Genomic DNA, 25,700 nt, shown 5'->3' on the forward strand with positions numbered 1-25,700 from the left:
GACGCTCCGGACCGGCTGTGCGTCAGGGCTTGGGGTCGAGGGAGTCGTACCGCCACAGGCCGCGCGCGTACAGCGAGAAGAGGACGATGGCGAGGGCGCAGGCGAGACCGCCGCCGGTGATGGCGAGCGCGGGCGAGGTGAGGTCGGCGACCGTGCCGGAGACGAAGTCGCCGAGGCGGGGCCCGCCGGCGACCACCACGACGAAGACGCCCTGGAGCCGGCCGCGCATCTCGTCGGGGGCGGCGACCTGCATCATCGTGTTCCGGAAGATCATCGACGAGGTGTCGGCGTATCCGGCGACGGCGAGGCAGAGCAGGCCGACCCAGAGGTTCCGGCTGAGGCCGAAGGCGGCGATGGCCAGGCCCCAGGCGGCGACGGCGATGAGGATGGCCTGCCCGTGGTGGCGGACGCGGCTCTGCCAGCCGGAGACCACTCCGCCCATCAGCGCGCCGAACGCGGGGGCGGCGACGAGGAGTCCGGTGGTCTTCGCGTCGCCGCCGAACCAGAGGACGGCGACGGCCGGGAAGAGGGCCTTCGGCTGGGCGAGGATCATCGCGAAGAGGTCGGAGACGAAGGTCGCGCGCAGGTTGGGCCGGGTGCCGAGGAAGCGGAGCCCGTCCAGCACGGAGGCCCTCCTCCGGGTCCCCGCCGCGTCGCGCTCGGGCGGCATGGAGGGCAGCCGCCACATCGCGTACAGGCTGGCGAAGAAGGCGAGGGCGTCGATGAGGTAGGCGGTCTGGTAGCCGGCGAGTCCCACGATGACGCCGCCGAGGCTGGGGCCGATGAGGGTGCCGAAGGTCATGACCATGGAGTTGAGCGCGTTGGCGGCGCGCAGCTGCTCGGCGGGGATCAGGCGGGGGATCATCGCGCTGCGGGCGGGCGAGTTGAGCGCGGCGCAGACGGCCTGGAGGGCGACGATCGCGTAGAGGAACCAGACGTGGTGGAAGCCGGCGAAGGCGGCGCCGGCGAGGGCGGCGGAGAGGACGGCGGCACCGGAGGCGCCGGCCAGGCCGAGGGCGCGCCGGTCGACGGTGTCGGCGATGGCCCCGCCGTACAGGCCGAAGACGACGAGCGGGACGAGGGAGAAGAGGCCGACGAGGCCGACCGAGAAGGCCGAGCCGGTGATGTCGTAGACCTGGAGGGAGATGGCGAGGGCGGTCATGCCCTGGCCGATCCAGGAGACGGTGTTCCCGAACCAGAGGCGGCGGTAGTCGGCGGAGGTGCGCAGCGGGGTGAGGTCGGCGAAGACCCGCCGCTTCTCCTCGGCCTGCGGCCGGACCCCGGTCACGCGGCGGCCGCGGCGGAATCGTCGGCGGCGGTGCCGTCCGCGGCTATGCCGGGGGCTCCAGCGGAGGCGGCGGAGGGGCCGTCGGCGGACGCGGTGGTCAGGTCGTACGTCAGCTCGGGGCGGTCCCAGTGGATGCGTCCCGCGGCGGCGACGGTGCCGGTGCGGCGGGCTCCGGTGCGCAGGTAGAAGGGTTCGGCGGGCGGGTGGGCGACGACCCGGACGGAGTCGAGGCCGGCCGCCCGGGCCCGGTCCTTCATGTGGGCGACGAGCAGGCGGCCGATGCCGAGGCCCTGGGCGTCGTCGGCGACGAAGGCGAGGTCGAGTTCGGCCTCGTCGAGGAGGAGGGCGTAGAAGCCGAGGACGCGGCCGTCGGCGTCGGTGGCGGCGAAGACGGGGTGGTGCTCGATGTAGGCGCCGCCGACCTGGTAGCCGTCGACCATGACGGCGTACGGGCCCCGGTAGGCGCCGGAGCGGCGGACGAGCCGGGTCAGTCGCCGGGAGTCGGCGGCCGTGGCCCGGCGGATGGTGATCTCGGACATGGGCCGAGTATAGGACCGTCAAACTGTGACGGTCCTTACATTTTCCGGGAGGAGCGACGGGCCGGCCGTCAGCCGCAGGCGGGCCGGAGCGCGCCGGGGTCGACGCCGTCCAGGCGGGCGGCGAGGACGGCCAGCCGCTCGCGCAGTTCGCCGATCTCCTCGACGCCGAGACCGGTGGCGGCGGCGATCCGGCGGGGCACGCCGAGGGCCCGCTCCCGCAGGGCGGCGCCCCCGGGGGTGGTCCGGACGGTGACCGAGCGCTCGTCCTCGGGGCTGCGCCGGCGCTCCACGAGTCCGGCCGCCTCCAGCCGCTTGAGCAGCGGCGACAGGGTGCCGGAGTCGAGCCGGAGCCGCTCGCCGATGCCCTTGACGGGCAGTTCGCCCTGCTCCCACAGGACGAGCATGACGAGGTACTGGGGGTAGGTGAGCCCGAGCTCCCCGAGGGCCTCGCGGTAGACGCCGTTGAACGCGCGGGCGGCGGCGTGCAGCGAGAAGCAGATCTGCCGGTCGAGCCGGAGGAACTCCTCGTCGGGGAGGCCGTCGAGGACTCCCGGACCGAGCACCCCCGCCTCGGGCGCCTCCGTACCGGCCTTCTCCGTGTCGGGCTTCTCCATGCGGTCAGGATACGCCGCCGACCCCTCACACGCCATTCAGTTGTGCACAATTGAATTGTGGGCTATCAATGAAGGGCGGGTCACCGCACCCCCCGAAGACGGAACCGAGAGACCGGAGAACCCCCATGGACGCGCTCTACACCGCCGTCGCCACCGCCAACGGCCGCGAGGGCCGCGCCGTCAGCTCCGACGGCCTGCTCGACCTGCCCCTCGCCCACCCTCCGGTCCTCGGCGGCGACGGCCGCGGCACCAACCCCGAGCAGCTGTTCGCCGCCGGGTACGCCGCCTGCTTCGCCAGCGCCATGGGCGTCATCGCCCGCCAGGAGCGGATCGACGTCTCCGAGGTCTCCGTCACCGCCGAGGTCTCCCTCGGCAAGGACGCCGCGGACGGCGGCTTCGGCCTCGCGGTCGTCATGCGCGCCGAGTTCCCCGACCACCTCCAGGGCGAGGCCGGCCGCGCCCTCCTGGAGAAGACCCACGCCTTCTGCCCCTACTCCAAGGCCACCCGGGGGAACATCGCGGTCGAACTCGTCGTTGAATGACCCGAGTCGGACGGCTCCGGCCCGGCGGGCAAAACCGCCGGGCGGCTCCCGTCCGGCGGCGGACGGCCGCAAGGAACCCGGCCGGTGGGGTGGCGACTCCTCCGGCCCGCGCCATACCCTGGACACCGGGGGCGATGGTGTGCGTACGACCCGTGCCCGACAGGGAGTTGGAGACACCGGAGCCGCGACGGGGGGGCTTGTGCACGAGGAGGGGCGCAGCGCCCACACCAAGGAACTCTGGCGCGAGCTGATCAACCAGCTGTGCGCGATGCAGAGCCTCGACACCCCCGACGGCCGGAACCTCTTCATCAACCTGCTCTCCGAGCAGTTACCCGACATCAGCGACGTGCCCCGGCACGGGCGGACCCGGCTGGACATCCTGGAGATCGTCCACCTCTGCCAGCGCCTGGACCAGGGACCGCGGCACCTGGCCGACGCCGTGGAGGACATGGCCCCCCGCTCCGGCCCCGCCCAGAAGGTGCGGGAGCTCGTCGACGCCCTCACCTCCGCCTCCGCCGTCCCCGGGGTGCTGCCCGCCCTGCCCGAGACCGACGCGGACGAGGTCCGCGCCCTGCTGGCCCGGCTGCCGCACCTCGACGCCCACGGCCTGCTGTACGCCGCCGCGGGCGACCTGCCGCTGCCGGACCGCCCCGTGACCGGCCTCGGCGCCGCCTTCGACCACCTGGTCCGGGCCAACGCCCGGCCCGACGGCCTGCTCCCCGTGACGGTCCTCGTCGAGCACGTGGCCGCCGCCCTCGACCGCGCCGGGACCCACCCCGGGGACGCCGCCGCCCTGCGCGAGTGGAACGACGCCCGCACCGCCGGGGCCGCCCTCGGCGCCCCGCTGGCCGCGCTGCGCGCGGAACTCGGCCGCGCCCCGGCCGCACAACCCGCGCCCGCCTGCCTCGTTGTCCAGTTGTGCAGAAGCGGAATGGACCCGGACCGGTACCTCCTGTCCCACTGGCGGCAGCTCCGGCCGGGCCCCTGGCGCCCCGAGCGCGGCGAGGACCGGCTCGTCACCCTCGCCGAGGTGGCGGGCGCCGTGGACCGGCTGGTGCAGCGGACCGAGGAGGAGTGGGCCGCGCGGACCGGCCGGCCCGTCCTGGAGTTCATCCTCCCCTTCCACCTGCTCAACCAGGAACTCGAATGGCCCGCACCGGCCCCGGGCACCGACCTCCCCGAACCCCTCGGCCTGGTCTACCCCGTGGTGCTGCGCAGCCTGGACCGGATGCGCGCCAAGGCCCACCACCGCAAGTGGCGCAACCGCTGGCAACAGCTCCTGGACAGCCCGGACACCGCCTGCCACTGGGACACCGCCGACCGGCGCGACCACGACGCCGTCCGCTGGAGCAGCGAACTCGTCGCCGACGAGAGCCTGATCGCCGTCGCCCTCGCCGCTCCCCCGGTCCAGCGCCCCGGCACCCGGTCCTCCCTGGAGGTCGCGCTGCGCGCCGGGGTGCCGACCGTCTTCTGGGACCGGCGCCCGCAGCCCGCCGCGGACTTCCGCAAGCGGGCCAGAAAGCTCCTGAAGGGAAAGGCCGTGGACCTTCCGCAGCGCGTGCAGCTGCTCCGGAAGGAAGCGGCCACCGCCACCGCGGGCCAGCGGGACACCCACGTCGGACGGCACCTCGCCGTCCTCTTCGACGACCCCGACCGGCTCGTCGACTGGGCCGGAGCGCCCCACCCGGGCGCGGCGTCCGGAGCGCCCCACCGGGGCGCCGGGACCGTGGGTGGCGGACACGACGACGAGGGGGAAACATGAGCGGTGTCCAGCATCCGGCCGACGGCGGCCGACCCACCGGACACGTCAGCAGCCGCAGCTGGTGGATCTACCGGGGCACCGGACAGCCCCTGGCCGACGTCCGCCTCGGCGATGTCCTGCCGCCGCCGCCCGGCTGGCGGGACTTCGACGGCGGCCCCGTGCTGCCCCCGGTCCCGGCCGAGAGCACCGAGACCGACCGGCGGCTCGGCGCCGCGGGCCGCACCACCCCCCGGCAGGACCCGCACGACATCGACATGATCAACACGGCCCTGCTGCTCCGCCGGCCCCTCCTGGTGACCGGCCGCCCCGGCATCGGCAAATCCACCCTCGCCTACCTCGTCGCCCGCGAACTGGGCCTGGGCCGCGTCCTGCACTGGGGCATCACCTCCCGCAGCACCCTGCGCTCCGGGCTGTACGAGTACGACGCGATCGGCCGCGCCCAGGCGTCCCTCGGCCACGGCCGCACCGGCGCCCCGGTCCCCGCCCAGCCGACCGGCGGGACCGACGGGACCGACGGCCCCGGGGGCGCGCCCCGGATCGGGGACTTCGTCCGGCTCGGCCCGCTGGGCACCGCCCTCCTCCCGTACGAACTGCCCCGCGTCCTGCTCATCGACGAGCTGGACAAGAGCGACATCGACCTGCCCAACGACCTCCTGCACGTCCTGGAGAACGGCTCCTACGCCATCCCCGAGCTGGTCCGGGCCCGCCACCAGGAGGCCCGCGCCCGGGTCTTCACCGACGACCCGGACGGCACCGCGACGGTCGCCGACGGCCTGGTCCGCTGCCGGGCCTTCCCCTTCATCGTGATCACCAGCAACGGGGAGCGGCAGTTCCCCGCGCCGTTCCTGCGCCGCTGCGTCCGGCTGGACGTCTCCGCACCGCGCGAGGACCAGCTCGCCGCCATGATCGCCGCGCACTTCCGGGACCAGGGCGGCCGGCACGACGCCATGATCCGGGCGTTCGTGGAGCGCAGCCGGGAGCACGGCGGCCTGGCCACCGACCAGCTGCTGAACGCCGTCTTCCTGCGGACGGCCGGGGTACGCGACGACGACGAGGCGTGGGGCGAACTGCTGGAGGCCCTCTGGCGGCAGCTCTCGGGAGCACCCTGATGGACGACGAAGACCGTTCGCTCCCGGAGCCCTTCGAAGTGGCGGAGGCGCTGTGGCTGCACGCGTACCAGACGCTCGCCGCCCGGCTGCCCCCGGCCACCGATCCGCCGCGCCCCCGCCCGGCGGCCTGGCCCGACCTCCCCGGGGCACCGGCGGACCCGGACGCCCCGGACGGCGGACTCCCGGACGGCGGGCCCCCGTCCGGGCGCTCCGCCGTGCCCGGCGCCGACGGCCCGCCGCCGCCCTGGACCGCCGGCCCCCCGGGCCCGACCCCACCGGAGGACGGGCCGGAGCCCGACCACGACACCGCGCCCGCCGTCGCCCCCAGACCCGGGCCGGGAGCGGACACCCTGCCGGCGCCGCCGCCCGGCTCCCCCGCCGACGCGCCGACCGCCCGCCGCGTCACCGGACGACTCGCCCTCCTCCGCGAGTTCCCCGACGACCGCCCCGGCGCCGAGGCGCTGCCCGACCTGCCCGACGCCCCCGCCATCGCCCGGGCCCTGCGCCCCCTGCGCCGGCGGGTCCCCTCCGCGACCGCGTACGAGCTCGACGAGGAGACCACCGCCGAGCGCGCCGTCGAGGACGGCTTCTGGCTGCCCTACACCCGCCCGGCGACCGAGCGCCGCTTCACCCTCACCCTGGTGGTGGACGACCACGCGACGATGGCCGTCTGGGAGCAGACCGTCGCCGAGTTCACCGCCGCCGCCGAGCAGTCCGGCGCCTTCCGGGACGTCCGGGTCCGGCGGATGGGCCCGCACACCCCGCCCGGCGGCGAGCCCGCCGCCGCCGTGCTGCGCGGCCCGGCCGGCTCCCCCGCCGAACTCGTCGACCGGACCGGCCGCCACCTCGTCCTCGTCCTCACCGACGCCCTGGGCCCGCTGTGGCGGACCGGGGCCGGCACCCGGGCCCTGGAGACCTGGGCCGGCGCCGGGCCGACCGCCGTCATCCACCTGCTGGGCCAGCGGGACTGGCACCGCACCGCCCTCGTCCCGCGCCGGGTCCGGCTGCACTGCCCCCGCCCCGGCGCCGCCCTCGCGGTGGCCTTCCCGCCGGAGGAGTACGACCCCTTCGACCCGCCGCCGGCCGACTGGACGGCGGCCGTGCCCGTGCTCGAACTGGACGCCGACTGGATCGGCCGCTGGGCCTCGCTGGTGGCCGGCGAGGCGCCCGACGGCACCGACGCCCCCGTCCTGCTCCTCGGCGTGCCCGCGCCCGAGGAGGAGGGGGAGGCGGAGTCCGGGCCGCCGGACGGCCCCCCGCCGCCGACCGTGCAGGAGCGCATCCGCCGCTTCCGCAGCCACGCCACCCCGACCGCCTTCCGGCTCGCCACCCACCTGGCCGCCGCCGTCCTCGACCCCCGGCTGGTGCGGACCGTGCGGCACCGCTTCGTCCCGGAGGCCCAACCGGTGCACGTGGCCGAGCTGTTCCTCAGCGGGCTGGTCGAGGAGCCGGCGCGGGGCACCGCCGCGCGGCCCCCGCTGGACTTCGTCGACGGCGCCCGCGAGGCCCTGCTCGCCGGCGCGATGCGGGCGGACACCGCGCGCGTCGCCCGCTCCGTCTCCGACTTCTTCGGCGCCCGCTCCCCGGCCGCGCGGAGCCTGCACGGCGCCCTGCTCGCCCCGGAGGAGGCACCGGTCCCCCGCCCCAGCGACGAGGAACTGCCCTTCATCCGGGTCGAACTGGCGATCCTGCGCGCCCTGTCCGGCCCCTATCTGACCCGCGCCCACCGGATCAGCTCCGCCCTGGAGAGCACCACGGCGGGAGCGTCATTCACCCCGACAAATGACTCTTTGGTCCACGATATCCGCGACACCCACGTACATTCCGACACGGGCGGCCCCTCCATGACCGACACCACTGCCAGCCAGCATCAGCGCGAGGAAGGAGGGGCCGTGAACGGGACCCCGGCCCATCCGACGTCCGGCACCCCGACCCCGGCCTCGGGCACCCCGATCCCGGCCGGCACCCCGATCCCCGGCCAGCACGCGCCCGGGGTCCACCCGTCCCGGCCGCCGCACTCCGCCGTCCCCGCCGTCTGGGGCAGCGTCCCCCCGAACAACCCCAACTTCGTGGGCCGGGAGGACCTCCTCGCGCAGATCCGGGAGCAGTTGCTGACCGGCGACACCTCCGCCGTGCTCCCCCACACCCTGCACGGCATGGGCGGCGTCGGGAAGTCGCAGATCGCCATCGAGTACGTCTACCGGTACGCCTCCGACTACGACGTCGTCTGGTGGATCCCCTCCGAGCAGCCCGCGATGATCCTCACCGCGCTCACCGAACTCGCCCAGCGGATGGGCCTGAACGTGGGCAGCGAGGCCAACCGGGCCGTCCCCGCCGTCCGCGAGGCGCTGCGGCGCGGCGAGCCGTACGACCGCTGGCTGCTGGTCTTCGACAACGCGGAGAACGTGGAGGCCGTCCGCCCCTACTTCCCCACCGGCGGCACCGGCAAGATCCTCATCACCTCCCGGAACCAGGAGTGGGACCGGGTCGCGCGGACCCTCTCCGTGGACGTCTTCACCCGCGAGGAGAGCAAGGCGCTGCTGCGCCGCCGCGCCCGCGACCTCACCGACGAGGACGCCGACCGCCTCGCCGAGGCGCTGGGCGACCTGCCGCTCGCCATCGAGCAGGCGGCGGCCTGGCAGGCCGTCACCGGCATGACGGTCCCCGACTACCTGCGGCTGATCAACGAGAAGATCGCCGAGCTGATGCTCGAACTCGTCCCCTCGCCCGACTACCCGATGTCGGTGGCGGCGGCCTGGGACGTCTCGCTGCGCCAGCTCGAACAGCGCAACCCCGCCGCGCTCCAGCTCCTCCAGGTCTGCTCGTTCTTCGCCCCGGAGCCGATCTCCCGCTCCCTCTTCAACAACTCGCGGACCACCACCATCGCCCCCGAGCTGGACGAGGTCCTGCGCCACCCGATCAAACTGGGCCGCGCCATCCGCGAGATCAACATCTACGCCCTGGCCCGGATCGAGCACCGGCACGACACCATCCAGCTGCACCGCCTGGTCCAGGCGGTGCTGGTCAACCGCATGTCCCCGCAGCAGCAGGCCGACATGCGGCACGGCGCGCACCTGCTCCTCGCCGACGCCAACCCCAACAGCCCCGGCTCGCGCGAACTGTGGCCGCGCTACCAGGCGCTGCTGCCGCACGTGGTGGTCTCCCGGGCCGTCGAGTGCGACTCCCCGTGGGTGCGCGGCCTGATCCGCGGCATGGTCGAGTTCCTGCACATGTGGGGCGACCACGCGGGCTCGGCGGCGATGGCCCGGGAGGCGCTGGAGATCTGGACCGGGAAGTTCGGCGCGGAGGACCAGCAGACCCTGGAGATGGCGAAGTGGCTGGCGTTCACCCTGCGCACCCTGGGTGAGTACCAGGAGGCCGCCGCCATGATGGAGCGGACCGCCGACACGTACCTGCGGACCGCGGGCGAGGACGACGAGGGCACCCTCGACGCCCTGATCCAGCTGTGCAGCGGACTGCGGCTGCGGGCCGAGATGGCCCGCGGCCTGGAGATCAACCGCTCGGTGTACGAGCGCTCGCTGCGGTCCTTCGGCGAGGACGACCCGGCCTCCCTGCGGGCCGCCCACAGCCTGGGCGTCGGCCTGCGCCTGATGGGCCTGTACCGGGAGGCGCGGGCGTACGACACCGAGACCGCCCGGCTGCGCTCCCTCACCCTCGGCGAGCAGCACTTCGACACCCTCAACACCCTCAGCGGCCTGTCCATCGACATCCGCGAGACCGGTGACTACCTGGAGGCCGTCGCCCACCAGGAGGACGTCTACGCCCGCTACGTCACCCACTTCGGCGAGGACACCCCCGCCAGCCTCGGCTGCGCCCGCGTCCTGGCGGTGTGCCGGCGCCGCGCCGGCGACCACGCGGGGGCGCTCGCCCTGAGCGAGGCGGCGTGGACGAAGTTCGCCAACCGGTACGGCCACGACCACCCGGACGCCGTCGCCTGCGCGGCCAACCTGGTCGTGGACCTGCGGCAGGACGGGCAGCTGCGGCGCTCGCGGGAGCTGGGCGAGGCGACGGTCGGACGGTACGCCGCCAAGCTCGGCGAGGCGCACCCGTACACCCTCTCGGCCCGGGTCAACCTGGCCATCACGCTGCGGCACCTCGACGAGCCGGCGGGCGCCGGGGAGCACCTGGCGGCGGCCCTGCCCGGTCTGCGGGAGAACCTGGGCGAGGACCACGTCCTGGCCCTGACCGCGGCCATCGGCGCCGCCAGCCAGTACGCCGCCGAGGGGCGCCACGAGGAGGCCCTGGAGCTGGACCGGGCGACCCTGGAGGTGCTGCGCCGGGACCACGGCGAGGACCACCCGACGGCGCTGGCCTGCGCCACCAACCTGGTGCTCGACCTGCGGGCGCTGGGCCGGGACGACGAGGCGACCGCCCTGCACACCGAGACGCTGGCGGGCTTCCGCCGCCGGCTCGGCGAGGACCACCCGGCGACGGTGGCCTCCGCCTCCGGCAAGCGCGCCGACGTGGACATCGCCCCGGTGCCCTTCTAGCGGCCCGAGGGGGCGGGTCCGCCCGCCCCCTCGCCCCGGTCACGGCTCCGCCCCGGCGGCGGACACCGGGGGTGCGCCGGCCCCGTCCCGGGCGGCCGGCGGCCTTCCCGGCTCCGGCCCGGCCGGGGCGTCCGCCGGCGGGTCCGGCACCGGGCGCGCCGGCCGGCGCAGCAGCCGGATCAGCGGCCCGGTGGCGGCGGTGGTGACCAGCGCCATCACGACGAGCAGCGCGTAGAGCCGGGGGCCGATGATCCCGGCCTGGAGGCCGACGTTGAGCACGATCAGTTCGGTCAGGCCCCGGGTGTTGAGCAGGACGCCGATCAGCAGCGCCTCCCGCCAGGAGTGCCGGGCGCCGCGCGCCGAGAGGGCGCCCGCGCCGACCTTCCCGGCCACCGCGGCGACCACTATCACCAGCAGGATCAGCAGGTCGGAGCCGTGCAGCCCGCCGAGCACGACGGCCATGCCGGAGATCGCGAAGAACATCGGGAGCAGCAGTTCGCCGGCCTCCCGCAGCGGGCGCAGCAGCTCCTCGTCGGGGGCGCCGTCGGGCCGCCGGGGCATGATCACGCCGGCCAGCAGCGCGCCGAAGATGACGTGCAGGCCGAGGGAGTCGGTGGCCCAGGCGGAGGCCAGGGCGACGGTGACGGCGACCGGGACCCGGTGGGCGGCCGAGCGGCCGGGCCGGGCCGACCAGCGGGCCAGCAGCGGCCGGACGGCGAAGACCATCACGAGCACGTACAGGACCGTGAGGGCGGCCTTGACCGCCCACTGGCGGACCGAGCCGCCCTGCGTCCCGCCAACCAGGATCACGGCGAGGACGGGCCAGCTCAGCGCGTCGATGACACCGGCCGAGGCCATCGCGATGGTGCCGGCCCTGGTCCCGGACAGGCCCTGGTCCCGGATGATGCTGGCCAGCACGGGCACGGCCGTGACGGAGAGGGCGACCGCCATGTAGAGGACGAAGGTGGCGTCCCCCGGCCGGCCGTCGTTGACCTCGGCGAAGCCGCCGGGGAGGAGGAGCACGATGGCCGCGCCCAGCAGCATGGGGAGGGCGAAGCCCGCGACGGAGACCGGGACGACGGCCTTCTGGTGGCGGAGCATCCCGAGGTCGAGTTCGTAACCCACCGCGAACAGGAAGAGGACCAGGGCGACTTGGGCCAGGGCCGTCAGGACGGGATGGATCTGCGGCGGGAAGAGGGTCTCCTGGAGCTGTCCCGGCAGCAGGCCGAGCAGGCTGGGACCCAGCGCGATGCCCGCGAACAGCTGTCCGACGACGGGGGGTTGGCCGAGTCTTCGGGCCACCGCGCCGGCGGCGTGGGAGGCGGCGATCACCACGGCGAGCGCGGCGACGACATGGGTGATGACGGAGTCCGGACTCACCGGCACGCTCCTTCCGGCACGCGCCCGCACGGTGGCGCAATCCCTACGCAGTGTAGCCGCCGGAGGGCCAAGTGCCCTATCGTGAGAGCCATTTGGCGTATGCCGAATCGAACGGGGGTCAGCGGTGACGACAGTGCTGTTCGTCCACGGCACGGGGGTGCGCGAGCCCGGGTACTCCGAGGGGCTGGAACGGGTCCGCGAGGGATTGCGGCCGTTACGGCCCGAAGTGACCGTGACTCCCTGTTATTGGGGTGGACGTGCCGGATCGGCCCTGCGCGCCGGCGGCCTCTCGGTGCCGGGGTACGGCACCGGGCGGGACGTGCCGGAGGCCGGCCCGGACCCCGCCTCCGCCTCTGCCTCTGCCTCTGCCTCTGCCGACGAGGACGTCGAGTTGTGGGGGCTGCTCTACCTCGACCCGCTGCTCGAACTCCGGCTGCTCGGCGACGGGTCCGGCCCGCGCGCGGAGCTGGCGCCGGGCGCGGTCCCGCCCGGCGAGGCGCTCTCCGCGGCGGCGCTCGCCCTCGGCGCGGACGACCGGCTGCGGGAGCTGCTCGACGCGGCCGGGATCGGGGCGGAGTTCGCCGGGGCGGTGGCCGCCGTGCTCACCTCGCCCGACGGGCGGGACTTCCTGCGCTCCCCCGCCGCCGGCGCGGGGGCGGAGGTGCTGGCCCGGGCGTGCGCGGCCGAGGCGGTGCGCCGCCGGGCCGCCCGGGACGGCGCGGCCCCGGCGCTCGACGGCGCCGCGCGCGACGCGGCCGTGGAGCGGATCGCCGCCCTGCTGCCCGGGGAGCCGGACGGGACGCACCGGGGGCCGGTGGCGCGGCGGGCGAAGCGGCTGGCCGGCCGGCTGGCGCTGGGCCTGGCCTCGGCGCAGGTGGTGAAGCGGCGTTCGGCGCTCACCGACGCGGCCCACCCGGCCGCCGGGGACGTCCTGCTCTACCTGGCCCGGGGCGAGGCGCTCCGGGCGGTCGTGGAGGAGGCGGTGCGGGCCGCCGAGCCGCCGGTCGTCCTGCTCGCGCACAGCCTGGGCGGCATCGCCTGCCTGGACCTGCTGGCGCTGCGGGAGCTGCCGGAGGTGGAGCTGCTGGTCACCGTCGGCTCGCAGGCGCCGTTCCTGTACGAGCTGGGGGCGCTGCCGAGCCTGGAGCACGGCAGTCCGCTGCCCGCCCGCGTACCGCGCTGGATCAACGTGTACGACCGGCGCGACCTCTTGAGCTACGTCGGCGCCGGGGTCTTCCCCGGGCGGGTGGAGGACGTGGCGCTCGACGGGCGGCAGCCGTTCCCGCTCGCGCACAGCGCCTACTTCGGCAATCCGGAGCTGTACCGCCTGCTCGCGGCGGAGCTGCCGTGACGGCGGCCCGCCCGGAGCGGACGCACGCGCTGGTCGTCGGCGTCGAGCGGTACGCGGCGGGGGCGGCCTGGGACCTGCCGGGGCCCGCCGCCGACGCCCGCCGCTTCACCGCCTGGCTGCGCGGGCGCGGCGTGCCCGCCGCCCAGATCTCGCTGCTCCTGGAGCCGCTGCCCGGGGCGGGCGGGCCCGAGGTGGACGTGCCCGCGGGCCCGGCCGGGCGGGAGGCCGTGCAGGAGGTGCTGACGCGCCGGCTGCCGGCCCGGGAGGGCGATCTGCTCTGGGTGTTCTGGGGCGGCCACGGCGTCACCGACCCGCGCGGGCACCGGCGCCTCTTCTACGCCGACGCGGGCCCGGACGACCGGCGCAACCTCGATCTGGACGCGTGGCTGACCGCCTTCACCACCGACCTGGTGCCCGGCTTCGCCCGGCAGATCTGGCTGGTGGACTCCTGCCAGACCTTCGTCGAGGACCTCGGCTTCGCCCGTACGCTGCCCGCCGAGGTGCCGCCGGGCGGCGACCGGCTGCCGGGCCGCGAGCAGTTCGCGCTGCTGGCCTCGGGGCCGGGGCAGCGGGCGGCCAACGATCCGGCGGCGCAGACCGGGGCCTTCTCCCGGGCCGTCCTGGAGGGGCTGGCCGGGTCGGACGGCGCGGCGTGGCCGCCCGACATGGCGGCGCTCGCGGACGGGGTGGTCGGCGCCTTCACCGGCGGCGGGCAGCGGCCCACCTCGCTGCGGTACCAGACCTGGGCGGGCGACGTCCGCCGCTACGAGGCCCCCGCCCCGTCCGTACCCCCGGCGCCGCCCGCACCGGCCGTCCCCGCCGCTTCCGCCGCGCCGCCCGTCGCCTCCGCCGTGCGGACGGCGGTGCGGGCGGTGCCGGACGCGGCGGTGCGGGCACTGGTGGACCTGCTCGCCTCCTGGCCGAGCATGACCGACCAGAACCACCGCCAACTCGTCCTCGGCATGCTCCCGGTGGAGCTGGCCGGTGCCGTCCCCCGGCTGCCGGCGGCGCGCACCGACATCCTCAGCATCGTACGGACCTGCCGGCACCACCCGGGGGGCCTGACCGCCCTCGTGGAGGCCGTCTCCTTCCTCGAACCCGGCTCCCTGGAGCAGGGCGCGCTGGCGGAGTGGGCGGCGCGCTGGCTCCCTCCGGAAGAAGCGGAACAGGGGGGCGCACCCGCCTGATCACGCCCTTCCGGAAGCCAGGAGGCTGCGCCATCATGAAGACAAACGGGGTTCACGGGCATGGCAGGGGGATGTCGATGCACACGTCCGACACGTCCACGGGGCAGGAGTACCTGGGGTCCGAGCTGATCGACCTCAGCGAGGTGCCGCTCGCCGACCTGCGGACACAGAGTCCGCGGCTGCACGCCCGCTCGCTGGAGCGGCTGCTGCGCCAGGTCGAGCGTCCCCGGATCAACTTCGCCGGAGACCCGGGGCCCGGCCGGGCCGACTGACCGTCCGCCCCCGGGAGGAGATCCGTGCAGACCGACGGACGCCACGAAGACGCCGGTACCACGCACCATCTCGTTCCCTCGGCGCACTTCGACGCCCTGGCCTCGGGCCGGGGCGGAGCCGACACGATCCGCTTCCTGCGGACGACCGAGTACAGCAGGCGGCTCCTGCTGCTCCGGGCCCTGCTCGACACGGCGGCCAGGACCCCGGACGCGCTGGGGCCGCTGCCGTCCGTGGACAGCGCCTGGGAGACGCTGACGGCCGCCCAGGAGCGGGCCCCTGAGGAGTTCCGGGAGCTGCTGCTGCACCCGCAGACCGGGGTCTGGCTGGGGCACGGGCTGCGGCGGCTGCACCACACGGCCTGGGGCGACGGCCCGGTCTGGACCGACCTCGGCCACCTGCACGCGGTGTGCGCCGTCGCCGCGCTGCGCGCCGGGCTGCCGCTGCGCACCGCCGTGCCGCTGCGGGACGGTTCCGCGATGTTCCCCACCCTCGGTCTGGCCCGGCTGCCGGGGCGCCCGCGCTGGGGCACGGCGGACGTGGTGGTGGCCGGCGGCCGGCTGCGGATCGGCCCGCACGGCGCCCCCGTCGGCCCGCCCGCGCCCGGCGGGGACGGCGGGGAGCCGGCCGACGCCCCCGGTTGGGCGCCGCTGCGCCGGCTGCGCGCGCGGGCGGCGCGGCGGCGGCTGGACGTCTGGCTGGACGACGTCGGGCCCTACCGGGACCTCAGCGAGCCGCTGCCGCCCCGGCGGCTCTCCCCGGCCGGGGCCGCCCGCTGGCAGGACCGCTTCGCGCGGGCCGTCACCGTGCTCCAGGAGACCGACCCGGAGACGGCCGGGGCCCTCGCCGAGGGGTTACGGAGCCTGACGCCGGTCCCGCCGTCGCCGCACGGGGTGGTGCTGAGCGCCTCCTCGGGCGACGCCTTCGGCGGGGTGCTGACCACGCTGCCGCCGGACCCGGTGACCTTCGCGGTGACCCTGGTCCACGAGTTCCAGCACACCAAACTGGGCGCGCTGCTCCACCTGCTGACGCTGGAACGGGACGGCGGCGCCGAGCGGCACCACGCCCCCTGGCGGGACGATCCCCGGCCGCTGGGCGGGCTGCTCCAGGGGGCGTACGCCTTCCTGGGGATCACCGACTTCTGGGCCCGCTACCTGGGGCGGGCGCCCCGGGCCGAACGGGCCGCCGCGGAGTTCGAGTTCGCCCTCGGCCGGCGGCAGACCCGCGAGGCCGTCCTGACGCTGGCCGCCGATCCCGCGCTGACCGCGCACGGGCGCCGCTTCGTGGCGGGCATGGCGGCCCGGCTCGACGCGCTGCCGGCCGCCGCGCGGGTCCGGCCGGGCGCCGACGCGCTGGCCGCGCTGGCCGCCACCGACCACCGCACCGAGTGGCGGATCCGGCACCTGGTCCCCGCCCCCGAGGACGTCCGCGCCCTGGCCCGCGCCTTCGTCACCGGCGCCCCCGCCGAGGGCACCGGCACCGGCGCCCCGGCCGTCGTCCCGGACCCCACCCCGCGCTGGGCGCACGCCCGCACCGGGCTGATCCGGCACGCCCTCGCCCCCGGCGCCCCCGCGCCCGCCGCCTCGCCCGCCGACCGGGCGCTGCTCGCCGGCGACCCGTCCGCCGCCGGCGCCTACGCCCGCCTGCTGGCCGCGGACCCCGAGTGCCCCGACGCCTGGACGGGCCTGGTCCTCTCCCTCGCCACCGCCGACCCGGCCGCCCGCCCGCTCCTCCACCGCCCCGAACTGCTCCGCCCGCTCCACCGCGAGCTCCGCCTCCTGGGCCGCCCCACTCCCCCGGCCCGCCTGGCCCACTGGCTGGTTTCCGGCGGTCCGTCCGGGTGAGAACCCGGCGTGTCGCGGACGCGGCGCCCGGGCCGGAGGGGCACGGTGGAGCACGAAAAAGCCCGCGTCCGCAGGTGAATCCTTCCTGCGGACACGGGCAGTGGTGGGGCGGGTGGGACTCGAACCCACGGCCGACGGATTATGAGTCCGCTGCTCTAACCGGCTGAGCTACCGCCCCCGACGCTGACGCCGCGTACACGTGTACGCGCCGTCTGCCGCAGCATAGCCGCTCATACGATCTCTTGCCTCGGATGATCGACGCTGCTCGACCAGGAAGACTTCGGCCGGAAGCGGATGGTTCCCCGGAACGCGAAAAAGGACCCGGAAGGGTCCTTTTTCGCTCTGCTCCCCCGACTGGACTCGAACCAGTAACCCTCCGGTTAACAGCCGAATGCTCTGCCAATTGAGCTACAGGGGATCGCGCTCCCCCGACTGGACTCGAACCAGTAACCTGCCGGTTAACAGCCGGCTGCTCTGCCAATTGAGCTACAGGGGATTGCTGCGTTGCACCGAACGGTCCTGCCCGGGGGTTCCCGGGCGGCGGGCGCTCGCTGCGAGACATACATTAGCGCAAGCAGGGGGGTGCTCCGCCAATCGGTATCCCCAGGACCCTTGAGGGAAGGATCGCAGCGTGCGGTACAAGCTGACGTTCGCCGCGGGTCTCGCGCTCGGTTACGTGATCGGTACGCGCGCCGGGCGCGAGCGCTACGAGCGGATGAAGACGGCGGCCCGCGACCTCGCCCGGAACCCGGCCGTGCGCAACGCCGCCGAGTCCGCCGCCCAGACCGGCCGGCAGTTCGCCGGGAAGGCCGCGCACGCCGTGGGCGACAAGGTGGGCGACCGGCTGCCGTCGTCCGTGACCGACCGGGTGTCCGCCCTGCGCGGACGCGCCCACGCCAACGGGCAGGTCACCGAGGACGACGACTGGGGCACCAGCAACACCTGACCCGCGAACGCCCGGCGTGCGGCAGAATCGGGTGTCATGGGGATAGTCGCGGGACTCGACAGTTCTTCGGACGCCACGCGCATCGTGGTCTGTGACACGGACACCGGCGCGGTACTGCGGCAGGGCCATGCCCCGCACCCGGTCGATCCGAAGACCGCGGACATCGATCCGCAGACCTGGCTGCTCTCGCTCGGGGAGGCCGCCACCGGCGGGCTCCTCGAAGGCGTGGAGGCCATCGGCGTCGCCGCGCAGGCGCACGGCGTGGTGCCGCTCGACGCGCAGGGCGGCCTGGTCCGGCCCGCGCTGGTCGGCAACGACAAGCGGGCCCAGGTCGCGGCCGCCGACCTGATCGAGGCGCTCGGCGGGCGGGAGGCGTGGGCCGAGGCCGTCGGCACCGTCCCGCAGTCCGGCCTCCCGGTCGCGAAGCTGCGCTGGCTGGCCCGTACCGAACCCGAGCACGCCCGGCGGGTGGCCGCCGTCCTCCAGCCGCACGACTGGCTGGTCTGGCAGCTGCTCGGCCGGCCGACCCGCCGCACCACCGACCGGGGCGCCGCCTCCGGCACCGGCTACTGGTCCGCCCGCACCGGCACCTACCGCCCCGACCTGGTCGAACTGGCCCTGGGCCACCAGGTCGCGCTGCCCGAGGTGCTCGGTCCCGCCGAGCCCGCCGGGACCACCCCGGAGGGGCTGCTGATCTCGGCCGGCACCGGCGAGACCATGGCCGCCGCCTTCGGCCTCGGCCTGGGGCCGGGCGACGCGGTCGTCTCGCTCGGCGCCTCCGGTTCGGTGATGGCCGTCCACCACGAGGCGCTCACCGAGCCGGGCGGCGCGATCACCTCGTACGCCGACGCCACCGGACGGCACCTGCCGGTCGTCTCCGTGACCAACGCGGTGCGGACGCTGCGCGGCACCGCCGAGATGCTCGGACTGCCCTCCCTGGAGGAGCTGTCCGCCCTCGCCCTGAAGTCCACCCCGGGCGCGTCCGGGCTCGTGCTGCTGCCCTACCTGGAGGGCGAGCGGGTGCCGAACCTGCCGCACGCCGCCGGCACCCTGAGCGGGCTGCGCCGCGAGTCGATGAAGCCCGAGCACCTGGCGCGGGCCGCCTTCGAGGGCATGCTCTGCGGGCTCGCCGATGCGCTGGACGTGGTGCGCGGCCGGGGCGTCGAGGTGCGGCGGATCTTCCTGCTCGGCGCGGCCGGCGCGCTGGCCGCCGTGCAGGCGCTGGCCCCGGCGGTCTTCGGCACGCAGGTCGTCGTCCCCCAGCCGGCCGACTACGCGGCGCTCGGCGCCGCCCGGCAGGCGGCCTGGGCGCTGGGCGCGGCGCGCGGCACCCTGTCGCCGTCGGCTCCCCCGGCCTGGCAGGGGGCCGCCGCCCAGATCCTGGAGCCGGGCGAGGAGCTGGCGGCGGGCCGGGCGGTGCGCCAGCAGTACGCGGCGACCCGGGACCAGCTCCACCCGGGGGCCTTCGCCTGAGGGGCGGAACCGTCTCCGGCGGAACCCGCCGGGGACGGTTCGTAAAGTCTTGCCCAGGGCTCGGCCGGACGCCCCAAACTCAGTCGTAACGGCGCGGGCCCTCGGGCGATAGTGGGAATCGTGCTCATAAGACTTCTCCGAACCCACCTGCGGCCCTATCGAAAACCCATCGCCCTGCTCGTCCTGCTCCAGTTCCTGGCGACCTGCGCGAGCCTCTACCTGCCGACCCTGAACGCGGACATCATCGACGACGGCGTCGTCGAGGGGGACACCGGCTACATCCTGCGGTTCGGCGCGCTGATGATCGGCGTCTCCGTGGTGCAGGTGCTCTGCAACATCGGCGCCGTGTACTACGGCGCGCGGACCGCCTCGGCGGTCGGCCGGGACGTGCGCGGCGCCGTCTACGACCGGGTGCAGTCCTTCTCCGCCCGCGAGCTGGGGCAGTTCGGCGCGCCCTCGCTGATCACCCGGACCACCAACGACGTACAGCAGGTCCAGATGCTGGTCCTGATGGCGTTCACCCTGATGGTCTCCGCGCCCATCATGTGTGTCGGCGGCATCGTGATGGCCCTCGGCCAGGACGTGCCGCTGTCGGGCGTGCTGCTCGCGGTGGTGCCGGTGCTCGGCATCGCGGTCTCGCTGATCGTCCGGCGGATGCGGCCCCTCTTCCGGACCATGCAGGAGCGGCTGGACACGGTGAACCGGGTGCTGCGCGAGCAGATCACCGGCAACCGCGTGATCCGGGCCTTCGTGAAGGACGGGTACGAGGAGGAGCGCTTCCGGGGTGCCAACGGCGAGCTGACCGACGTGTCGGTGGCGACCGGCCGGCTGATGGCGCTGATGTTCCCGACCGTGATGACGGTGGTGAACGTCTCCAGCGTGGCCGTGGTCTGGTTCGGCGCGCACCGCATCGACAGCGGCGGGATGGAGATCGGCGCGCTGACCGCCTTCCTGGCCTATCTGATGCAGATCGTGATGTCGGTGATGATGGCCACCTTCATGTTCATGATGGTGCCCCGGGCCGAGGTCTGCGCCGAGCGCATCGAGGAGGTCCTGGGGACCTCGTCGAGCGTGGTGCCGCCCGCGGAGCCGGTGACCTCGCTGGACCGGCGCGGCCATCTGGAGGTCAGGGGCGCGGACTTCCGCTACCCGGGTGCCGAGGAGTCGGTGCTGCGCGAGGTGGAGCTGGTGGCGCGGCCGGGCGAGACCACCGCGATCATCGGCTCGACCGGCAGCGGCAAGTCGACGCTGCTCGGCCTGGTGCCCCGGCTGTTCGACGTGACCGGCGGCGAGGTCCTCGTCGACGGGGTGGACGTGCGGACGCTGGACCCGGCGCTGATGGCCCGGACGGTGGGGCTCGTCCCGCAGAAGCCGTACCTCTTCTCGGGGACGATCGCCTCGAACCTGCGGTACGGGAAGCCGGACGCGAGCGACGAGGAGTTGTGGCACGCCCTGGAGGTGGCCCAGGCCGCCGACTTCGTACGGAAGCTGGAGCACGGTCTGGAGGCGCCCGTCGCCCAGGGCGGCACCAATGTGTCCGGCGGCCAGCGGCAGCGGCTCGCGATCGCGCGGACGCTGGTGCAGCGGCCGGAGATCTACCTCTTCGACGACTCCTTCTCGGCGCTCGACTACGAGACGGACGCCCGGCTGCGGGCCGCGCTCTCCGAGGAGACCTCGGACTCCACCGTGGTGATCGTCGCCCAGCGGGTGTCGACCATCCGGGACGCCGACCGGATCGTGGTCCTGGACGAGGGCCGGGTCGTCGGCACCGGACGGCACCACGAGCTGATGGCGGAGAACGAGACGTACCGGGAGATCGTGCTCTCCCAGCTGACCGAGGCGGAGGCAGCCTGATGGCCGGTCCTGGCGGACGCATGATGGCCGGGGGCGCCCCGGGTGAGCGGTCGATGGACTTCAAGGGGTCGTCGAAGCGGCTGCTGCGGCAGCTCGCGCCGGAGCGCACCGGGCTCTGGGTGATGCTGCTCGCCGGCGTGCTGTCGGTGGCGGCCTCGGTGGTCGGCCCGAAGATCCTGGGCCGGGCGACGGACCTGATCTTCGCGGGCGTGGTCGGGCGGCGGCTGCCCGAGGGGGTGACGAAGGACCAGGCGCTGGCGAAGCTGCGCGCGGACGGCGAGGGCGGCATGGCCGACATGCTGTCCGGGGTCGACTTCACGCCCGGTCACGGCATCGACTTCGGCGCGGTCGGCGAGGTGCTGCTGATCGCGCTCGGCGTGTACGTGGCGGCGGGGCTGCTGATGCTGGTCTCCACCCGCATGTCGATCATGGTGATCAACCGGACGGTCTTCCGGATGCGGGAGGACGTCCAGACGAAGCTGGCGCGGCTGCCGCTGTCGTACTTCGACCGGGCGAAGCGCGGCGAGGTGCTGTCGCGGGCGACCAACGACATCGACAACATCTCGCAGACGCTCCAGCAGTCGATGGGCCAGCTGGTCAACTCGCTGCTGACGATCGTCGGCGTGCTGGCGATGATGTTCTGGATCTCGCCGCTGCTGGCGCTCGTCGCGCTGGTGACGGTGCCGGTGTCGGTGGTGGTCGCGGCGAAGATCGGCAAGCGCTCGCAGCCGCACTTCGTGCAGCAGTGGAAGTCGACGGGCGCGCTCAACGCGCACGTGGAGGAGATGTACACCGGGCACACCCTGGTGAAGGTCTTCGGCCGGCAGGACGAGGCCGCCGAGGGCTTCCGCGAGCAGAACGAGGCGCTGTACCAGGCCGGTTTCAAGGCCCAGTTCAACAGCGGCATGATGCAGCCGGTGATGTTCTTCGTCTCGAACATCAACTACGTGCTGGTCGCGGTCGTCGGCGGGCTGCGGGTGGCGAGCGGTTCGCTCTCCATCGGTGACGTGCAGGCGTTCATCCAGTACTCGCGCCAGTTCTCGATGCCGCTGACGCAGGTGGCGTCGATGGCGAACCTGGTGCAGTCGGGCGTGGCCTCGGCGGAGCGGATCTTCGAGCTGCTCGACGCCGAGGAGCAGGAGCCGGACGCGCCGGTCTCCGGGCGGAAGCGGGACTTCAAGGGGAAGGTGGCCCTGGAGCACGTCTCGTTCCGCTACGAGGCCGACAAGCCGCTCATCGAGGACCTGTCGCTCACCGTGGAGCCGGGCCAGACGGTCGCGATCGTCGGTCCGACCGGGGCGGGCAAGACGACGCTGGTCAACCTCCTCATGCGGTTCTACGAGGTGACGGGCGGCCGGATCACGCTGGACGGGACGGACGTCGCGTCGATGCCCCGGGAGGAGCTGCGGGCCGGGATCGGCATGGTCCTCCAGGACACCTGGCTGTTCGGCGGGACGATCGCGGAGAACATCGCGTACGGCGCGACCCGCGAGGTGAGCCGGGCGGAGATCGAGGAGGCCGCGCGGGCGGCGCACGCGGACCGCTTCGTGCGCACCCTGCCCGAGGGGTACGACACGGTCATCGACGACGACGGGGCGGGGGTCAGCGCGGGCGAGAAGCAGCTGATCACCATCGCGCGGGCGTTCCTGTCCGACCCGGTGATCCTGGTCCTCGACGAGGCGACGAGTTCGGTGGACACCCGGACCGAGGTGCTGATCCAGAAGGCGATGGCCCGGCTGGCCCAGGGCCGTACCTCCTTCGTGATCGCGCACCGGCTCTCCACCATCCGGGACGCGGACGTGATCCTGGTGATGGAGAACGGCTCGATCGTGGAGCAGGGCACGCACGAGGAGCTGCTCGTCTCGGGCGGTGCCTACGCGCGGCTGTACGCGGCGCAGTTCGCGGAGGCGGTCGCCGAGGTCGACTGACCCGGCGGTCGCCGTACGGACGGCCCGTGTCGCACCCGGTGCGGCACGGGCCGTCCTCAGTCGAGGTAGCCGCGCAGCTGGTCGGCGTAGGCGTGGTGACGGAGCTTGCCCAGGGTCTTCGACTCGATCTGGCGGATGCGTTCGCGCGTCACCCCGAAGATCTGCCCTATCTCCTCCAGGGTGCGGGGCCGGCCGTCCGCGAGGCCGTAGCGGAGCTGGACGACCTTGCGCTCCCGCTCGTTCAGGGTGGACAGGACGTCCTCCAGGTGCCGGCGGAGCAGCAGGAAGGCGGCGGACTCGACGGGCGAGGCGGCGTCGCCGTCCTCGATGAGGTCGCCGAGGGCCACGTCGTCCTCCTCGCCGACCGGGGTGTGCAGCGAGACCGGCTCCTGGGCGAGCCGCAGCACCTCGCCGACGCGCTCCGGGGCGAGGTCCAGGTGGATGGCGACCTCCTCGGCGGTGGGCTCCCTCCCCCACTCCTGGAGCAGTCCGCGCTGGACCCGGACGACCCGGTTGATCAGCTCGACGACGTGGACCGGGACCCGGATGGTGCGGGCCTGGTCGGCCAGGGCCCGGGACATCGCCTGGCGGATCCACCAGGTGGCGTAGGTGGAGAACTTGTAGCCCCGCGCGTAGTCGAACTTCTCGACGGCCCTGATCAGGCCGAGGTTGCCCTCCTGGACGAGGTCGAGCATGGTCAGGCCCCGGCCGACGTACCGCTTGGCGATCGAGACGACGAGCCGGAGGTTGGCCTCGATCAGCTTCCGCTTGGCGATCCGGCCGAGCACCACGAGCCGGTCGAGGTCGTACGCCAGCCGGGAGTCGAGGTCGGGGGTGAGGGCCAGCTTCTCCTCCGCGAAGAGGCCGGCCTCGACGCGGCGGGCCAGCTCGACCTCCTCCTCGGCGGTGAGCAGCGGGATGCGGCCGATCTCGCGGAGGTACTGGCGGAAGAGGTCGGCGGAGGCACCGCCCCCGAAGTCGCCGGTGCGGCGGCGCTGGGCCGGCACCTCGGGCGCCCCGGACGCCCCGGCCTCCGGAGGGAGTCCGTCCCGCTCGTCCGGTTCGGTGGTCTGGATCTCGGTCTGCACGACGGGCGACCTCCAGGAGGGGCGGAAGGGCTCCGTCACCCAGTGTGGGGTACGACACATCGGCGCACGAGGGGCGTGCGGTGACTTTCTGGTTCCGCCCGGTGACGGGCGGGGCGGCCCGGCCGGGGTCAGAGGGCGGCGGCGCCGTGCGACTGGAGGGCCACCTTGTACTGCTGGAGGACGTACAGCTCCTGCGATGCGGCGGTCACCTGGTCCGGGTGGGTGTGTCCCAGCCGCTTCAGCGCGGCGTTGAGCTGGTCGATGCGGCGGTCCACCGCGCGCAGCCGGACCGCGACGAGCTGCGTGGCCGCGTAGACCTCGTCCACGCCCTTGGCCACGAAGATCGCTTCGACGACGAGCTCCCGCACGAGGGCGCGGACCGTGTCGTCGGGCGCGGCTTCGAGGACGGCGTCCACGTAGTCGGCGGGGGCGCCGTCGGCGCCGCCGGCGTCCTGGATGCACTGGCGGACGGCGGCGTAGGGCGGTGCGGTGAACTCGTCCACCCCGTACGCGTCGAAGAAGGGGGAGACCAGTTCGGGCTGCTGGAGCGCCAGCTTCAGGAGTTCGCGCTCGGTGCGGTGGGCGGGGCTGCGCAGGTTGAGCGCGGGTCCGGCGACGGCCTCGGGGGCCCGCACGTCGTCGTAGGTGCGCTGCCGGACGGGCCGCGGGGCGTCCCCCTTGCCGCGCTGCCACTGGGAGATCTGGCTGACCCGCCGCACGACGAACTGGTCCTCCATGATGCCGAGCAGCCCCGCGAGCTTGACCGCGACCCGCTGGCGCACGGACGGGTCCTTCAGCTTCGCGACGACCGGGGCGGCCTCGTTCAGGGCGGCGGCCTGGCCCGCCGGGGTGTCGAGGTCGTAGCGGTCGACGATCTGGCGGAGGGCGAACTCGAAGAGGGGGGTGCGGGGCTCGGCCAGTTCGGCGACGGCCCCGTCGCCCTTGGCGAGCCGCAGCTCGCAGGGGTCCATGCCGTCGGGGGCGATGGCGATGTACGTCTCGGCGGCGAACTTCTGGTCGTCCTCGAAGGCGCGCAGGGCGGCCTTCTGGCCGGCGGCGTCGCCGTCGAAGGTGAAGATGACGCGGGCCGAGCCGTTGTCCATCAGGAGCCGGCGCAGGATCTTGATGTGGTCGCCGCCGAAGGCGGTGCCGCAGGTGGCGATGGCGGTGGTGACGCCGGCCAGGTGGCAGGCCATGACGTCGGTGTAGCCCTCGACGACGACGGCCCGGCTGCTCTTGGCGATCTCCTTCTTGGCGAGGTCGATGCCGTAGAGGACCTGGGACTTCTTGTAGACCGGCGTCTCGGGGGTGTTGAGGTACTTGGGGCCGTTGTCGTCCTCGCGCAGGCGGCGGGCGCCGAAGCCGACGATCTCGCCGCCGACGTCCCGGATCGGCCACATCAGGCGGCCCCGGAAACGGTCGATGGGGCCGCGCCGGCCGTCCTGGGAGAGGCCGGAGAGGATCAGCTCCTTGTCGGAGAAGCCCTTGCCGCGCAGGAAGCGGGTGAGGTGGTCCCAGCCGGCCGGGGAGTAGCCGACGCCGAAGTGGGCGGCGGCGGCCCGGTCGAAGCCGCGCTCGGCGAGGAACCTGCGGCCGATCTCGGCCTCGGGAGAGTCGAGTTGGCCGGCGTAGTAGTCGGCGGCGAACTTGTGGGCCTCGATCAGGCGGATGCGCTCGCCGCGCTGGTGGCCGGGGTTGTAGCCGCCCTCCTCGTAGCGGAGGGTGATGCCGGCCTTGGCGGCGAGGCGCTCGACCGTCTCCGAGAAGGAGAGGTGGTCGATCTTCATCACGAAGGCGATGGTGTCGCCGCCCTCCTGGCAGCCGAAGCAGTGGAAGAGTCCCTTGCTCGGGCTGACCTGGAAGGAGGGCGACTTCTCGTCGTGGAAGGGGCAGAGCCCCTTGAGGTTCCCGCCGCCGGCGTTGCGGAGCTGGAGGTACTCGGACACCACGGAGTCGATCGGGACCGCGTCCCGGACCGCCTTCACGTCGTCATCGTTGATCCTGCCTGCCACGC

18 protein-coding genes and 3 tRNA genes are annotated in these 25,700 nt (G+C 74.5%); 12 read left to right on the top strand and 9 right to left on the bottom strand.

Translation table 11 applies throughout. From position 1 onward, the window contains the following. Positions 1-22: 22 nt before the first annotated feature. From IE219_RS03855 to IE219_RS03865, 3 genes are all read right to left on the bottom strand, one after another. A complete protein-coding gene (locus IE219_RS03855) occupies positions 23-1,288 on the bottom strand; it encodes an MFS transporter (RefSeq protein ID WP_189975080.1) in 1,266 nt (421 codons plus the stop codon). Next, the gene (locus IE219_RS03860) at positions 1,285-1,827 is read right to left on the bottom strand and encodes a GNAT family N-acetyltransferase (RefSeq protein WP_189975081.1); all 543 of its coding nucleotides are present in this window, start codon (positions 1,825-1,827) and stop codon (positions 1,285-1,287) included. The genes IE219_RS03855 and IE219_RS03860 overlap by 4 nt, the downstream gene beginning before the upstream one ends. A gap of 68 nt (positions 1,828-1,895) precedes the next feature. After that, entirely contained in the window at positions 1,896-2,441 is a 546-nt protein-coding gene (locus tag IE219_RS03865) for a MarR family winged helix-turn-helix transcriptional regulator (RefSeq protein ID WP_189975082.1), read from the bottom strand. Between the two features lie 125 nt (positions 2,442-2,566). Here IE219_RS03865 and IE219_RS03870 point away from each other — a divergent pair, with 125 nt between their 5' ends. The 4 genes from IE219_RS03870 to fxsT all read left to right on the top strand — a co-directional run bounded on the left by IE219_RS03870 (position 2,567) and on the right by fxsT (position 10,365). Then, positions 2,567-2,983, top strand: coding sequence for an organic hydroperoxide resistance protein (locus tag IE219_RS03870; RefSeq protein ID WP_189975083.1), 417 nt, complete (start codon positions 2,567-2,569; stop codon positions 2,981-2,983). Positions 2,984-3,182: 199 nt separating this feature from the next. Continuing rightward, positions 3,183-4,745, top strand: coding sequence for a VMAP-C domain-containing protein (locus tag IE219_RS03875; RefSeq protein WP_189975084.1), 1,563 nt, complete (start codon positions 3,183-3,185; stop codon positions 4,743-4,745). Next, positions 4,742-5,854: an AAA family ATPase gene (locus IE219_RS03880; protein ID WP_189975085.1), complete on the top strand. Its 1,113-nt coding sequence runs from the start codon at positions 4,742-4,744 to the stop codon at positions 5,852-5,854. Before IE219_RS03875 ends, IE219_RS03880 begins: the two co-directional genes overlap by 4 nt. Continuing rightward, positions 5,854-10,365, top strand: a complete 4,512-nt coding sequence (gene fxsT, locus IE219_RS03885) for an FxSxx-COOH system tetratricopeptide repeat protein (RefSeq protein ID WP_189975086.1) — start codon at positions 5,854-5,856, stop codon at positions 10,363-10,365. The genes IE219_RS03880 and fxsT overlap by 1 nt, the downstream gene beginning before the upstream one ends. A 39-nt stretch (positions 10,366-10,404) precedes the next feature. On the opposite strand, the gene IE219_RS03890 is transcribed toward fxsT, so the two are convergent. Continuing rightward, complete coding sequence (locus tag IE219_RS03890) at positions 10,405-11,745, bottom strand: cation:proton antiporter (RefSeq protein WP_189975087.1); 1,341 nt, start codon at positions 11,743-11,745, stop codon at positions 10,405-10,407. A 232-nt stretch (positions 11,746-11,977) separates the two neighbouring features. Here IE219_RS03890 and IE219_RS03895 point away from each other — a divergent pair, with 232 nt between their 5' ends. From IE219_RS03895 to IE219_RS32205, 4 genes are all read left to right on the top strand, one after another. After that, entirely contained in the window at positions 11,978-13,096 is a 1,119-nt protein-coding gene (locus tag IE219_RS03895; protein WP_308434007.1) for a hypothetical protein, read from the top strand. Further along, positions 13,093-14,283, top strand: coding sequence for an effector-associated domain 2-containing protein (locus IE219_RS03900; RefSeq protein WP_189975089.1), 1,191 nt, complete (start codon positions 13,093-13,095; stop codon positions 14,281-14,283). The genes IE219_RS03895 and IE219_RS03900 overlap by 4 nt, the downstream gene beginning before the upstream one ends. A gap of 77 nt (positions 14,284-14,360) precedes the next feature. Beyond that, entirely contained in the window at positions 14,361-14,555 is a 195-nt protein-coding gene (locus IE219_RS03905) for an FxSxx-COOH-like cyclophane-containing RiPP peptide (protein WP_189975090.1), read from the top strand. 24 nt (positions 14,556-14,579) lie between these two features. After that, positions 14,580-16,397 (top strand): HEXXH motif domain-containing protein, encoded by a 1,818-nt coding sequence (locus tag IE219_RS32205; RefSeq protein WP_189975091.1) that lies wholly within the window; start codon positions 14,580-14,582, stop codon positions 16,395-16,397. 101 nt (positions 16,398-16,498) lie between these two features. On the opposite strand, the gene IE219_RS03915 is transcribed toward IE219_RS32205, so the two are convergent. The 3 genes from IE219_RS03915 to IE219_RS03925 all read right to left on the bottom strand — a co-directional run bounded on the left by IE219_RS03915 (position 16,499) and on the right by IE219_RS03925 (position 16,893). After that, positions 16,499-16,575, bottom strand: a tRNA-Ile gene (locus IE219_RS03915). A 167-nt stretch (positions 16,576-16,742) separates the two neighbouring features. Continuing rightward, positions 16,743-16,815 (bottom strand) — tRNA-Asn (locus IE219_RS03920). A 5-nt stretch (positions 16,816-16,820) separates the two neighbouring features. Further along, a tRNA-Asn gene (locus IE219_RS03925) sits at positions 16,821-16,893 on the bottom strand. Between the two features lie 135 nt (positions 16,894-17,028). Here IE219_RS03925 and IE219_RS03930 point away from each other — a divergent pair. From IE219_RS03930 to IE219_RS03945, 4 genes are all read left to right on the top strand, one after another. Next, positions 17,029-17,343: a YtxH domain-containing protein gene (locus tag IE219_RS03930; RefSeq protein WP_189975092.1), complete on the top strand. Its 315-nt coding sequence runs from the start codon at positions 17,029-17,031 to the stop codon at positions 17,341-17,343. Between the two features lie 36 nt (positions 17,344-17,379). After that, positions 17,380-18,816: an FGGY family carbohydrate kinase gene (locus IE219_RS03935; RefSeq protein WP_189975093.1), complete on the top strand. Its 1,437-nt coding sequence runs from the start codon at positions 17,380-17,382 to the stop codon at positions 18,814-18,816. Positions 18,817-18,936: 120 nt separating this feature from the next. Beyond that, positions 18,937-20,670: an ABC transporter ATP-binding protein gene (locus IE219_RS03940; protein WP_189975094.1), complete on the top strand. Its 1,734-nt coding sequence runs from the start codon at positions 18,937-18,939 to the stop codon at positions 20,668-20,670. Continuing rightward, complete coding sequence (locus IE219_RS03945) at positions 20,670-22,598, top strand: ABC transporter ATP-binding protein (RefSeq protein WP_189975095.1); 1,929 nt, start codon at positions 20,670-20,672, stop codon at positions 22,596-22,598. Before IE219_RS03940 ends, IE219_RS03945 begins: the two co-directional genes overlap by 1 nt. A gap of 56 nt (positions 22,599-22,654) precedes the next feature. Here IE219_RS03945 and IE219_RS03950 read toward each other — a convergent pair whose 3' ends face one another. Beyond that, entirely contained in the window at positions 22,655-23,686 is a 1,032-nt protein-coding gene (locus IE219_RS03950) for an RNA polymerase sigma factor (RefSeq protein WP_189975096.1), read from the bottom strand. 128 nt (positions 23,687-23,814) lie between these two features. Continuing rightward, positions 23,815-25,698 carry a DNA primase gene (dnaG, locus tag IE219_RS03955; RefSeq protein WP_189975097.1) on the bottom strand — a complete coding sequence of 628 codons (1,884 nt, stop codon included), beginning with the start codon at positions 25,696-25,698 and terminating at the stop codon, positions 23,815-23,817. Positions 25,699-25,700 lie beyond the last annotated feature (2 nt).

The sequence above is a fragment of the Streptomyces termitum genome (assembly GCF_014650175.1).
GTDB classification, from domain to species: Bacteria; Actinomycetota; Actinomycetes; order Streptomycetales; family Streptomycetaceae; genus Streptomyces; species Streptomyces termitum.

Excerpts from the sequence above, each read along its gene's own strand:
- IE219_RS03860 (WP_189975081.1), bottom strand. The coding sequence starts at position 1,827 with ATGTCCGAGATCACCATCCGCCGGGCCACGGCCGCCGACTCCCGGCGA.
- IE219_RS03865 (WP_189975082.1), bottom strand. The coding sequence starts at position 2,441 with ATGGAGAAGCCCGACACGGAGAAGGCCGGTACGGAGGCGCCCGAGGCG.
- IE219_RS03870 (WP_189975083.1), top strand. The coding sequence starts at position 2,567 with ATGGACGCGCTCTACACCGCCGTCGCCACCGCCAACGGCCGCGAGGGC.
- IE219_RS03880 (WP_189975085.1), top strand. The coding sequence starts at position 4,742 with ATGAGCGGTGTCCAGCATCCGGCCGACGGCGGCCGACCCACCGGACAC.
- fxsT (WP_189975086.1), top strand. The coding sequence starts at position 5,854 with ATGGACGACGAAGACCGTTCGCTCCCGGAGCCCTTCGAAGTGGCGGAG.
- IE219_RS03905 (WP_189975090.1), top strand. The coding sequence starts at position 14,361 with ATGCACACGTCCGACACGTCCACGGGGCAGGAGTACCTGGGGTCCGAG.
- IE219_RS03935 (WP_189975093.1), top strand. The coding sequence starts at position 17,380 with ATGGGGATAGTCGCGGGACTCGACAGTTCTTCGGACGCCACGCGCATC.
- IE219_RS03945 (WP_189975095.1), top strand. The coding sequence starts at position 20,670 with ATGGCCGGTCCTGGCGGACGCATGATGGCCGGGGGCGCCCCGGGTGAG.